The 12837-nt window shown below is 62.2% G+C and carries 11 protein-coding genes; 10 read left to right on the plus strand and 1 reads right to left on the minus strand.

Annotation, left to right across the window (positions count from 1 at the left end):
* The first annotated feature begins 100 nt into the window (after positions 1–100).
* Positions 101–1504, plus strand: coding sequence for a trehalose-6-phosphate synthase (locus HKX24_RS13350; protein ID WP_271693888.1), 1404 nt, complete (start codon positions 101–103; stop codon positions 1502–1504).
* A gap of 9 nt (positions 1505–1513) precedes the next feature.
* Here HKX24_RS13350 and HKX24_RS13355 read toward each other — a convergent pair whose 3' ends face one another.
* Entirely contained in the window at positions 1514–2281 is a 768-nt protein-coding gene (locus HKX24_RS13355) for a DeoR/GlpR family DNA-binding transcription regulator (protein ID WP_271694052.1), read from the minus strand.
* Positions 2282–2501: 220 nt separating this feature from the next.
* On the opposite strand from HKX24_RS13355, the gene glpD reads away from it, so the two are divergent.
* From glpD to HKX24_RS13400, 9 genes are all read left to right on the plus strand, one after another.
* Complete coding sequence (glpD, locus tag HKX24_RS13360) at positions 2502–4091, plus strand: glycerol-3-phosphate dehydrogenase (protein WP_271694051.1); 1590 nt, start codon at positions 2502–2504, stop codon at positions 4089–4091.
* A 13-nt stretch (positions 4092–4104) separates the two neighbouring features.
* Positions 4105–5190: an ABC transporter ATP-binding protein gene (locus HKX24_RS13365; RefSeq protein ID WP_067268463.1), complete on the plus strand. Its 1086-nt coding sequence runs from the start codon at positions 4105–4107 to the stop codon at positions 5188–5190.
* The gene (locus HKX24_RS13370; protein WP_271693887.1) at positions 5190–6275 is read left to right on the plus strand and encodes an ABC transporter ATP-binding protein; all 1086 of its coding nucleotides are present in this window, start codon (positions 5190–5192) and stop codon (positions 6273–6275) included. Before HKX24_RS13365 ends, HKX24_RS13370 begins: the two co-directional genes overlap by 1 nt.
* A complete protein-coding gene (locus HKX24_RS13375; RefSeq protein ID WP_067268460.1) occupies positions 6272–7144 on the plus strand; it encodes a sugar ABC transporter permease in 873 nt (290 codons plus the stop codon). The genes HKX24_RS13370 and HKX24_RS13375 overlap by 4 nt, the downstream gene beginning before the upstream one ends.
* Positions 7144–8031, plus strand: coding sequence for a carbohydrate ABC transporter permease (locus HKX24_RS13380; RefSeq protein WP_067268458.1), 888 nt, complete (start codon positions 7144–7146; stop codon positions 8029–8031). Before HKX24_RS13375 ends, HKX24_RS13380 begins: the two co-directional genes overlap by 1 nt.
* Positions 8032–8046: 15 nt before the next feature.
* Positions 8047–8319 (plus strand): DUF2160 domain-containing protein, encoded by a 273-nt coding sequence (locus HKX24_RS13385; RefSeq protein ID WP_067268456.1) that lies wholly within the window; start codon positions 8047–8049, stop codon positions 8317–8319.
* 70 nt (positions 8320–8389) lie between these two features.
* Positions 8390–10102 carry an ABC transporter substrate-binding protein gene (locus HKX24_RS13390; RefSeq protein ID WP_276154046.1) on the plus strand — a complete coding sequence of 571 codons (1713 nt, stop codon included), beginning with the start codon at positions 8390–8392 and terminating at the stop codon, positions 10100–10102.
* 76 nt (positions 10103–10178) lie between these two features.
* Positions 10179–11675 (plus strand): glycerol kinase GlpK, encoded by a 1497-nt coding sequence (gene glpK / locus HKX24_RS13395; protein ID WP_276154045.1) that lies wholly within the window; start codon positions 10179–10181, stop codon positions 11673–11675.
* An 8-nt stretch (positions 11676–11683) separates the two neighbouring features.
* Positions 11684–12811 carry an iron-containing alcohol dehydrogenase gene (locus HKX24_RS13400; protein WP_271694050.1) on the plus strand — a complete coding sequence of 376 codons (1128 nt, stop codon included), beginning with the start codon at positions 11684–11686 and terminating at the stop codon, positions 12809–12811.
* The last annotated feature ends 26 nt before the right edge of the window (positions 12812–12837 follow it).

The raw sequence follows: 12837 nt of genomic DNA on the forward strand, positions 1-12837 counted from the left end.
TGGGAACCTTTACCGACCTAAACCATTAAACCGTTAGTGGTGGTCGGCGTTCCGCCTAATCAGGCTCGGCGACCGAAAATGATTGTTCCCGAGGCATAAAATGGCTGGCAGATTAATTGTAATCTCAAATCGCATCCCATCGGAGGCCGCCCCTTCCGGTGGGCTGGTCTATGCGCTGCATGAAACCCTGCGCAAGATCGGCGGCATCTGGATCGGGTCGCACCCCGAAACCACGGAAACCCCCGCCAACAGTCTCAGCGAATATGGCGATCAGGGCAATTACACCCGGCTGAGCTTTAGCCTAACCCCCGAAGATTACAAGAATTTCTACCTCGGCTTCTCGAACTCGGTGCTTTGGCCCGTCTGTCACCGCCGTGGCGATCTGGTCAAGCTGGACCGCGGGTTCGAGCGGGGCTATTGCGCCGTCAACGCGCGCCTTGCCCGGCAGGTGATGGAGGTGGCCGAGCCCGACGATATGATCTGGGTTCACGACTATCATTTCTTCCCCCTCGCCACAGAGCTGCGCAAGCTGGGCTTTAGCGGCAAGATCGGGTTTTTCCTGCACATTCCTTTCCCAGCCTTGGGCGATATGGGCGCCCTCCCGCGGGAGGCCAATCTGGCGCATTGGCTGGCGGATTATGACCTCGTCGGTCTGCAAACCCGCGCCGATGTGGCCCGCTGTCTTGAGATGTTCCGCGCCGAGACCGATTCCGAATTTCTTATGGATGGCACGATCAAATGCGGCTCTCGCGCGGTGGCGCTACGGTCTTTCCCCATCGGGATCGACGTGGAAACCTTTGTGCAGGCCGCGCAGGGCGGCAGCGCGCAGGACCGTCTGGCCGACGATATGGCAGGCGACATCGTGATCGGCGTCGACCGGCTGGATTACTCCAAAGGTCTGCCCAACCGCTTCCGCGCCTTTGGCCGCTATCTTGAAACCCGGGATGAGCGGGAACGCCGGGTGAGCATGGTCCAAATCGCCCCGCCCAGCCGAGAGGAAGTCGCCGCCTATCGCGAGTTGCGCTACGAGTTGGAAGAGCTTGTCGGCCGCGTGAACGGGGAGCATGGAGAGATCGACTGGACCCCGCTGCGCTATATCCACCGCAACCTTGATCGCAACCTTTTGGCTCGCCTTTATCGCCGGGCGCGGGTCGGGATCGTGACGCCCTTCGCCGATGGGATGAACCTTGTGGCCAAGGAATATGTCGCGGCGCAAAACCCCGAAGACCCCGGCGTGCTGATCCTGTCGCATATGGCCGGCGCCGCCGAAGACCTGACGGATGCGATTCAGGTCAACCCCTATGACATCGAAGACATGAGCGAAGCGCTCAAGACCGCGCTCGCTCTGCCGCTGGAAGAGCGCAAGCGCCGCCATGCAAGCTGCATGGCGCAGGTGCGGGCCACGGATGTGAACCTCTGGAGCCAGCATTTTGTCGACGCTTTGAAAGCCTGCAAGCCGACGCTCGTGGTCAAGCCCCGCGCGCGGGAATGGACAGACGCCTAGCGGCGGGGGTCACTCTTCCGGCGCATAGACCACTGCGGTCTCCCAACCGTTGCATTTCTCGGCAAGGCCCGCAGGCAGCGCCAGATCGGTAAAGAACATATTCACCTCCCGCGCCGAGGCGATGCGCGCGGGGGCAGAGCGTTTGAATTTGGAATGATCGGTCACCAAAAAAGTCTTCCGTGACTGCGCTATGATACATTGGCTGACGCCGACCTCCTCGATGTCGAAGTCGAGCAGATCGCCATCCGCATCCATTGCCGAACAGCCGATCACCGCGATGTCGAATTTGAACTGGCGGATCGTCTCGATCGTTAGATTGCCGACCAGACCGCCGTCCATCCGGCGCAGCGCGCCGCCGGTCAGCACGATGCGGCATTCGGGATTGTCGACCAGAATATTCGCCACGTTCATGTTGTTCGTCACCACCATCAAATCCCGGTGGTGAAGCAGGGCGCGGGCCACGGCCTCGGTACTGGTCCCAATATTTAGAAAGACCGAACAGCCGTCGGGGATATGTTCGGCGCAGGCGCGGGCGATGCGATTCTTGGCCTCTTCATGCAGATTGCGCCGCTCGGCATAGCCGATGTTGCTGGCCCCCGAGGGCAGCACTGCGCCGCCATGAACCCGCTCAAGCTTACCGCTGTCGGCCAGTTCCGTAAGGTCACGGCGGATGGTCTGATGGGTCACGCCGAAATGTTCGGCCAGCCCATCGACGGTGACTTTGCCTTCGCGCCGGGCGATTTCAAGGATGTCGGGATGGCGGAATGTCTGTGAAATGGGCGTCGCTCCTGCCTGCTGTCGGCGCATTATCTCCAGTGTTTTGGCTAACGCAAGCAATCGCGCAGCAAGACACGTTTAACATGTTCGCTATGCTGGTGAAACGAACATAAACGAAAATAATTCTTGTGCAGATGAGAGTCGTTTCGTAACACTGCCCCAAATTGGACAGTCTGAGCTGGGGGAGGGCCGGATCGTGAACCAACAGCCCGATAGCCATATGGCCGCTGCCCCGGTCGATTTATTCGTCATCGGTGGTGGCATTAACGGCGCCGGGATCGCGCGCGACGCGGCAGGCCGGGGTCTGAGCGTGACCTTGGCCGAGATGAACGATCTGGCCTCGGCGACCTCTTCGGCCTCGACCAAGCTTTTCCACGGCGGGCTGCGTTACCTTGAGTATTTTGAGATCGGCCTCGTGCGCCATGCGCTGACCGAGCGCGAGGTGCTGCTGAAGGCGATGCCGCATATCTCTTGGCCGATGCGTTTCGTGCTGCCCTATCACCGCGACATGCGGTTCGAAGGAGACACGCCGACCTCTAAACTGCTGCGGTTGTTCATGCCGTGGATGCGGGGCCGCCGCCCGGCATGGCTGATCCGGCTGGGCCTGTTCCTCTATGACAACCTCGGCGGGCGTAAAATCTTGCCCGCCACACGTAGCCTTTCCTTGCGCGGCACGCCCGAAGGGGCGCCGCTGGAGGATCGGTTCGAGAAGGCTTTTGAATACTCCGATTGCTGGATCGAAGACTCGCGCCTTGTGGTGCTGAACGCCCGCGACGCCGAACTGCGCGGCGCGCGCATCATGACCCGGACCGAAGTCGTCTCTGCCGACCGCAGCGCCGATGGCTGGGCGGTCACGGTAGAGCATGGCGCGGATGGCCGGCGCGAGGTGATCCACGCCAAGATGCTGGTCAACGCGGGTGGCCCGTGGGTCGGCGACATCATCCATAACACCGCGCGGCTGAACTCCTCCGAAGGGGTGCGGCTGGTGCGCGGCAGCCATATCGTGACCAAGCGGCTCTACGATCACGACAAATGCTATTTCTTCCAAGGCACCGATGGGCGGATCATCTTCACGATCCCCTATGAGCAGGATTTCACCCTGATCGGCACCACCGACGCCGATCATCCTGATCCGTCCGTCACCCCGGAATGCACGCCCGAAGAGCAGGACTACCTGATCGACTTCGTGAACGGCTATCTCAAGCAGGACATCACCCGCAAAGATATCGTCTGGACCTATTCCGGCGTGCGCCCGCTTTATGACGACGGCGCCAGCAGCGCCACGGCGGCGACGCGGGACTATACGCTCAAGGTCGACAAGACCGGCGGCGCGCCGATCCTCAATGTCTTTGGCGGTAAGATCACGACCTACCGCAAACTGGCCGAAGACGCGCTGGAGTTGATCGCGCCGCATTTCGACGGGCTGTCGGGCCATTGGACCGCGGGCGTCGCCCTGCCCGGCGGCGATTTCCCGGTGGACGGCGTGGCGCAGTTGATCGCGCGACTGAAAGCGGATTATGACTTTCTGGATGAAAGCTGGGCAGCACGGCTGATCCGCGCCTATGGTACGGATGCTTGGGCGATGGCGGGCGAGGCCAAGACGCTGGCGGATATGGGCGAGCATTTCGGGGCTACCCTCACCGCGCGCGAGGCCGCTTGGCTGATGAACAAGGAATATGCCCTCAGCGCAGAGGACGTCGTCTGGCGCCGCAGCAAGCTGGGCCTGCGAATGGACGAGACGCAGATCGCGCGTCTTGATGAATGGATGCAGATGCGCGCGGCGAAACAAGCCGCCTCTGCGGCGGAATGAGGGGAGGTCGAACGTGAGTTTGATCCTGAAGAACGTGTCGAAGACGGTAGGCGGCCAAACGCATATCTACCCGACCGACCTGACCTTGGAAAAAGGCACGATGAACGTGCTTTTGGGGCCTACGTCCTCGGGCAAGACGTCGCTGATGCGGCTGATGGCGGGGCTCGATGTGCCGGGCACGGGGCAGGTGATCTGGAACGGCGAAGACGTGACCGGCATGCGGGTGCAGGACCGCAAGGTCGCCATGGTCTATCAGCAGTTCATCAACTACCCCTCGATGACGGTTTACGACAACATCGCCTCGCCGATGAAGCTGGTGGGCAAGTCGAAGGATGAGATCGATCGCGCCGTGCGCGAAACCGCTGAATTGATGCAGCTCACCCCGATGCTCGACCGTAAGCCGCTGGAGCTTTCGGGCGGCCAGCAGCAGCGCTGCGCCTTGGCGCGGGCGCTGGTCAAGAATGCCGGGCTGGTGCTCTTGGATGAGCCGCTGGCGAACCTCGACTACAAGCTGCGCGAAGAGCTTCGCGCCGAAATTCCGCGTATCTTTGAACGGGCCGGGTCGATCTTTGTCTATGCCACGACCGAGCCGGAAGAGGCGCTGCTTCTGGGCGGCAATACCGCGACGCTCTGGGAAGGCCGCGTTACGCAATTCGGCCCGACGCCGAGTGTCTACCGCCGGCCCGAGAATGCGACCACGGCGCGGGTGTTCTCTGACCCGCCGATGAACTTCCTCAGCATGACCAAATCGGGCGACACACTGCGTTTCGACGGCGGTGAGATGGCGGCACCCGCCACGATGGCGAGCTTGCGCGACGGCGAATATACCGCCGGTTTCCGCCCCAACCACCTCACGCTGAGCGCGCAGGCGCCCGAGGCCATCGGCTTTGACGCGGTGCTGAACGTGACCGAGATCACGGGGTCGGAGACCTTTATCCACCTCGATTACCACGGTGCGAAATGGGTCGGTCTGGTGCATGGCATCCAGCATTTGCAGCCCGGCCAGCCGCTGCCGGTCTATCTGGACCCGGCGCATATCTACCTGTTTGACGCGAACGGGGCGCTCGTCTCGGCCGCGCCCTATGCGGAGGCGGCATAATGGCCAAGATCACGCTTGATAACCTCGCCCATTCCTATCTGCCCCATCCCAGCGGTGAGGATGATTTCGCCCTCAAGGAATTGAACCACGATTGGATCGACGGCGAAGCCTATGCGCTTCTGGGCGCCTCGGGCTGTGGCAAATCTACGTTGCTCAACATCATCTCGGGGCTTTTGCAGCCGTCGCAGGGGCGCATCCTGTTCAACGACGTAGACGTCACCCATGCGCCGACAGCCGAGCGCAACATCGCGCAGGTCTTCCAGTTCCCGGTCGTTTACGACACGATGACCGTGCATGACAATCTGGCCTTCCCGCTGCGCAACCGCGGGGCGGATGCCTCTTATGTCGCGTCCCGCGTCCAGCAGATCGCCAAGATGATCGGCATGGAGGATGAGCTGAACCGCAAGGCGCGGGGCCTCACAGCAGATGCCAAGCAGAAGATTTCGCTGGGCCGTGGCATGGTGCGCGAGGACGTGAACGCGCTCTTGTTCGACGAGCCGCTCACGGTGATCGACCCCCATATGAAGTGGGAGTTGCGCACGCAGCTCAAATCGCTGCACCACGAATTCGGCCACACGATGATTTACGTGACCCACGACCAGACCGAGGCGCTGACCTTCGCCGACAAGGTGGTGGTCATGTATGATGGCCGCGTGGTGCAGATCGGCACACCGCAGGAGCTTTTCGAGCGGCCTGCCCATACTTTCGTGGGCTATTTCATTGGCTCGCCGGGGATGAACCTCTTTGACGCGCAGATCGCGGGCAATGCGGCGCAGGTCGCGGGCACGAGCGTCAATTTGAACAAGACCTACGCGCCCAAGGGCCAGAAAACGCAACTGGGCGTCCGGCCCGAATTCGTTCGGATCAATGGCGAAGGTCTGGGCCTTCCGGCCAAGGTGACCCGTGTCGAGGATGTGGGCCGGCACAAGATCATCCGCCTTGACGTGGCAGGCCAGCCGGTCAGCGCCATCGCCGAGGAAGGCGCAACAGTGCCGAGCGAAAACACCGCGATCAGTTTCGATCCGGCGGGCATCAACGTCTATGACGACGATTGGCGCATCAGCGCAGAGGGAGAGGCCGCATGAACAAGACCGTCAACCAAAAGGCATGGTTCCTTGTCCTGCCGGTGCTGATCCTCGTGGCCTTCTCTGCCGTGATCCCGCTGATGACCGTGGTGAACTACTCGGTGCAAGACACCTTTGGCCGCAACGAGTTCTTCTGGGCCGGGCTGGAGTGGTTTTCCGACATGCTCGACAGCGACCGGATGTGGGACGCGCTTGGCCGTCAGTTGATTTTCTCGGGCGTCATACTGGCAATCGAAATCCCGCTCGGCATCTTTGTCGCGCTCAACATGCCGAAAAACGGGTTCTGGGCCAGCTTCTGCCTTGTCCTCATGTCCCTGCCGCTGCTGATTCCGTGGAACGTGGTCGGCACCATCTGGCAGATCTTTGGCCGGGTCGACATTGGCCTTTTGGGCTATACGCTCGACAAGCTGGGCATCACCTATAACTACACTCAAGACATCACATCGGCTTGGATCACGGTTGTGGTCATGGATGTCTGGCACTGGACTTCGCTGGTAGCGCTTCTTGCATATGCCGGTCTGCAATCCATTCCGGATGCTTACTATCAGGCGGCGAAGATCGACCAAGCCAGCCGTTGGGCCGTGTTCCGCTACATCGAACTGCCGAAAATGGCGGGCGTGCTGATGATCGCCATTCTGCTGCGCTTCATGGACAGCTTCATGATCTATACAGAGCCGTTCGTCGTGACGGGTGGCGGGCCGGGCAATGCCACGACCTTCCTGTCGATCGACTTGGTGAAAATGGCCATCGGCCAGTTTGACCTTGGCCCCGCAGCGGCGTTCAGCCTGATGTATTTCCTCGTGATCCTGTTGATTTCATGGGTGTTCTATACCGTGATGGTCAACCTCGACAAAAGGGATGGTGTGTGATGACCGACACAACCGTGCAAGCCCCCGGCGCCGCGCCCATTCCGGGTGACGTGACCGCTGCCAAACGCACCCGGCGCAGCCGCTTCCGGCCCAAGGGCTCGGTGGTGGTGATGACGCTCTACCTGCTGTTCCTGATGCTGCCGATCTATTGGCTCATCAACATGAGCCTCAAGACCAACGCCGAAATCCTCGGGTCCTTCTCGCTCTATCCGCGGGACCTGACGCTGGCGAACTATGCCAAGATCCTCACCGATCCGAGCTGGTACATGGGCTATGTGAACAGTCTGATTTATGTGGTGATGAACACGGTGATCTCGCTCGCCGTAGCGCTGCCAGCGGCCTATGCTTTCTCGCGCTACACCTTTCTGGGCGACAAACACCTGTTCTTCTGGCTGCTGACAAACCGCATGTCGCCGCCCGCCGTTTTCGCGCTGCCGTTCTTCCAGCTCTACTCCTCGGTCAACCTCTTTGACACGCATATCGCCGTGGCGCTGGCACACTGCCTGTTCAACGTGCCGCTCGCGGTTTGGATCCTCGAAGGTTTCATGCGCGGCGTGCCGAAAGAGATCGACGAGACGGCGTACCTCGACGGCTATTCCTTCCCGCGTTTCTTCATCCGCATCTTCACCCCGCTGATTGCCAGCGGCATCGGGGTCGCGGCCTTCTTCTGCTTCATGTTCTCATGGGTGGAACTGCTGCTGTCGCGCACGCTGACCTCGGTCGATGCCAAACCCATCGCCGCTACCATGACCCGCACCGTCTCCGCTTCCGGCCTCGACTGGGGCGTCTTGGCCGCGGCGGGTGTGCTGACCATCGTGCCGGGTGCGCTCGTGATCTATTTCGTCCGCAACTACATCGCCAAGGGCTTTGCCCTCGGACGGGTATAAGAGAGGAGACCGCCCATGTCTTGGATGGCTTGGACCATGCCCACCGCGATCTTCTTCGGTGTCATCGCGCTGTTACTCGTGACCTTCACGATCCTCGCGATCAAATTCCCTGAGACGCCCCGTGTGGGCATCCTCAGGATTGAGACAACCCGTGGTGACCGTCTGTTCATCACGCTTCTCGGCTCGGCCTTTATCAATTTGATCTGGCTGGGTTTCGAGGCGGGTCCGCAGCCCTATGCGCTGCTGGTCTGCCTTGCCTATGCCGCGGCCGTATTTCGCTGGGTCTAGGCGCTATCACGGCGGACCCCGGGCAACCGGGGCCGCCATACGACACGACCAAATGTCTAGGGAGGACATAATGAAACGATCTGTCATGAAATCGAGTACCGCTTTGGCGGTCACGCTCGGTCTGCTCGCCGGGCCAGCATTCGCGGATATGGAAGCCGCGAAGAAGTTCCTCGACGAGGAAATCGAACGCTCCGCGCTGAGCCGCGAAGAGCAGGAAGCGGAGATGCAATTCTTCATCGACGCGGCCGAGCCGTTCAAAGGCATGGACATCAAGGTGGTCTCTGAAACCATCACCACGCACGAATACGAAGCCAACGTGCTGGCCCCGGCCTTCAGCGCGATCACCGGCATCAACGTCACCCACGACCTGATCGGCGAGGGCGACGTGGTCGAAAAGCTGCAAACGCAGATGCAGTCGGGCGAGAACATCTATGACGCCTATGTCAACGACTCGGACCTGATCGGCACCCACTGGCGCTACAAACAGGCGCGCAGCCTGACCGACTGGATGGAGAATGAAGGCAAGGACGTGACCAACCCCGGTCTTGATCTGGACGACTTCATCGGCCTTGATTTCACCACCACCCCGGATGGTGATCTGTACCAACTGCCCGACCAGCAATTTGCAAACCTTTACTGGTTCCGCCACGATTGGTTCACCGATCCTGAGCTGATGGCTGAATTCAAAGAAAAATACGGCTATGAGCTGGGCGTGCCGGTCAACTGGTCTGCCTATGAGGACATTGCTGAATTCTTCACTGGCCGCACGATTGATGGCGTCGAAGTCTATGGCAACATGGACTATGGCAAGAAAGACCCAAGCCTTGGCTGGCGCTACACCGACGCGTGGCTGTCCATGGCGGGTGGCGGCGATGTGGGTGAGCCCAATGGCCTGCCGGTCGATGAATGGGGCATCCGGGTGAACGAGAACTCCCAGCCTGTCGGGTCCTGCATGGCACGCGGCGGCGCCACCAACGATGCAGCGGCGGTCTATGCGATCACCAAAGCGATCGAATGGCTGGAGAAGTACACGCCCCCCGCAGCCGCGGGCATGACCTTTAGCGAAGCAGGCCCGGTGCCCGCGCAGGGGGCCATCGCGCAGCAGATGTTCTGGTACACCACATTCACCGCCGACATGGTGAACGACAGCGCCAAGGCCGTGCTGAACGAAGACGGCACGCCCAAGTGGCGCATGGCCCCCAGCCCGCATGGCGCCTACTGGAAAGAAGGCCAGAAGGTTGGTTATCAAGACGTGGGCAGCTGGACGCTGATGGAAAGCACCCCCGTCGACCGCGCCAAGGCCGCATGGCTTTACGCGCAGTTCGTGACCTCGAAAACCGTGGACGTGGAAAAGGCCCATGCCGGTCTGACCTTCATCCGCGAGTCCACCATCCAGCACGAAAGCTTCACCGAACGTGCGCCGAAACTCGGCGGTCTGGTGGAATTCTACCGTTCGCCCGCGCGCACCGCATGGTCGCCCACCGGGACGAACGTGCCGGATTACCCCAAGCTGGCGCAGCTGTGGTGGCAGAACATCGGCGACGCGATGTCGGGTGCGAAAACACCTCAGGAAGCGCTCGACAGCCTCTGCGCCGAGCAGGAAAAGGTCATGGAACGTCTTGAGCGTGCAGGCGTCCAAGGTGATCTGGGTCCGAAAATGAACGAGGAGCGGGAAGCCTCCTACTGGCTTGAGCAGGAAGGTTCGCCCGTTGCCAAGCTCGACAACGAAGACCCCGAGCCCGAGACCATCAGCTACGAAGAGTTGATCAAGTCCTGGCAGTAAGCCAAACTTTCGGGGGCCGGGACGCAGCAGCGTTCCGGCCCCTTTTTCGTTTCATCCAACATCCGGGGGCCGCGCCATGACCCATATCCTCGCCATTGATCAGGGAACCACTTCCTCCCGGGCGATCATCTTTGACGGCAACATGTCGGTGACGGCCACGGCCCAGGAAGAATTTCCGCAGCATTTCCCCCGCTCCGGCTGGGTCGAACATGATCCGGGCGATCTGTGGTCGACGACCGCTGGCACCTGCCGCGCGGTGATCGAAAAGGCCGGTCTGCGCCCCGATGACATCGCCGCCATCGGCATCACCAACCAACGCGAGACGACGCTGGTCTGGGACGCAAAGTCCGGCAAGCCGGTCCATAACGCCATCGTCTGGCAAGACCGCCGTACCGCTGATTTCTGCCGCGCGCTGCGCGAAAGCGGCGACGACAGGATCATCACCGAACGCACCGGCTTGCTGGCCGATCCCTATTTCTCAGGCACCAAGCTGAAGTGGATCCTCGACAATGTCGAAGGCGCGCGCGAACGGGCGCGGGCGGGCGAGTTGCTTTTCGGTACCGTCGACAGCTATCTGATCTGGAAGCTCACCGGCGGCGCGCGCCATGTGACCGATGCCACCAATGCCGCCCGCACCATGCTCTATGACATCCACAAAGGCCGTTGGAGCACGACGATCTGCAAGATGTTCGACGTGCCGCTCGAAATGCTGCCCGAGGTGCAGGACTGCGCCGCCGATTTCGGCACCACGCGGCCCGACCTCTTTGGCCGCGAGATCCCGATCCTCGGCGTCGCGGGCGACCAGCAGGCGGCGACCATCGGGCAAGCCTGTTTCCAGCCCGGCATGATGAAATCGACCTATGGCACCGGCTGTTTCGCCCTCCTGAATACGGGCGAGACGGCGGTGACCTCGACCAACCGGTTGCTCACCACCATCGCCTACCAGCTTGATGGCAAACCGACCTATGCGTTCGAAGGCTCGATCTTCGTCGCCGGGGCCGTGGTGCAATGGCTGCGCGACGGGCTGAAAATGATCCGCGAGGCGGGCGAGACCCAAGCGCTGGCCGAGCAGGCCGATCCGCATCAGAACGTGGTGCTGGTGCCTGCTTTCGTGGGCCTCGGTGCGCCTTACTGGAACGCCGAATGCCGTGGTGCGATCTACGGGCTGACGCGCAACTCCGGCCCTGCGGAACTCGCGCGGGCGGCGCTGGAAAGCGTGGGCTACCAGACCCGTGACCTCTTGGAAGCCATGCAGGCCGATTGGGCCGCCCAAGGCCAACCGGGCGAGATTGCGACCCTGCGCGTCGACGGCGGGATGAGCGCCAGTGACTGGGCGATGCAGTTCCTCTCGGACGTGATCGGCGCCTCGGTGGACCGCCCCGATGTGCTGGAAACGACAGCGCTTGGGGCCGCGTGGCTCGCCGGGCAGCGGGCGGGCATCTACCCCGATATGGAGGGTTTCGCGCGAGAATGGGCGCTTGATCGGCGGTTTGAAACCCAGATGGACGAGGCCGCGCGCGAAGAGAAATACGGCGCTTGGCAGCGGGCTGTTCAGGCGACGTTGCAGTTCTGATGCAAGCGATCTCTCCTTTCGGTTTCGCCACCGCCGGACGCATCCGCTTTGGCCGCGGTGTGGCGGGTGAAACGGCCTCAGCCGCGCGGGGTTATGGGCGGCAGGCGCTTCTGCTGCGCGGCGGCTCGGTCGCTTGGGTCGATGAACTGGCGCGCGATTTGGCGGCGGCGGGCTGCGAGGTGACCCAGTTGCGCGGCAGCGGCGAGCCATCGGTCGACGACGTGCGCGCCGCCGTGGCAGCGGGGCGCGGCGCGGATGTCGTGCTGGGCGTGGGCGGTGGCGCAGTGATCGACCTTGCGAAAGCGGCAGCGGCGCTGATCCCGTCGGAGTGCGACGTGATGGAGCATCTCGAAGTCGTGGGCGCGGGCAAGCCCTTGCAGGCCGATCCCCTGCCGATGATCGCGATCCCCACCACCGCAGGCACCGGAGCCGAGGTCACAAAAAACGCCGTCATCGCCGTGCCGGAGGCCGCGCGAAAAGTCAGCCTGCGCGACGACCGCATGCTGCCGCGTCTGGCCTTGGTCGACCCGGCGCTGACCGATGGCGCGCCGCGCGGGGTGACTTTGGGCTCCGGCCTCGACGCGCTGGTGCAGGTGATCGAGCCCTATCTGTCCAGCAAGGCTAACCCGCTGACCGATGCGCTCTGCCGTGCCGCGATCCCACAGGGCATCGCTGCGCTTAAACGTCTGGCTGCGGGAGAGGATCAGGACGCGCGGGATGCGCTGGCCTATGTCAGCCTTTCGGGCGGTTTGGCACTGGCCAATGCGGGCCTCGGGGCCGTGCATGGGATGGCAGGTGTGATCGGTGGACGTTTCGGCGCGCCGCATGGGCTGATCTGCGGGCGGCTGTTGGGGCCGGTTCTGGCCGCGAACGCGGATGTGCTCGGGGTCTCGGCCCGCTTCACGGAAGTGCAGAGGTGGCTCTCCGACGGGTTCGGCCTGCCTGAGGAAGGCACGTTCGACGCGCTGACCGCCATGCTGGATGGTTGGGGGCTGGACCGGTTGAACCAATGGATCCCCGAAGATGCGGAACTGACTGAGACCGCCCGCGAGGCGGCGGCCTCTTCCTCCATGCGTGCGAACCCCTGCATGCTTGAGGCGGAAACCCTCGAAGCCTGCATCCGCGCGGCAATGTAGCGGGCAGGGGCCACGGCCCCGGCCCG

Source organism: Sulfitobacter sp. M85, assembly GCF_029285915.1.
In the GTDB taxonomy this organism is placed as follows: Bacteria; Pseudomonadota; Alphaproteobacteria; order Rhodobacterales; family Rhodobacteraceae; genus Sulfitobacter; species Sulfitobacter faviae.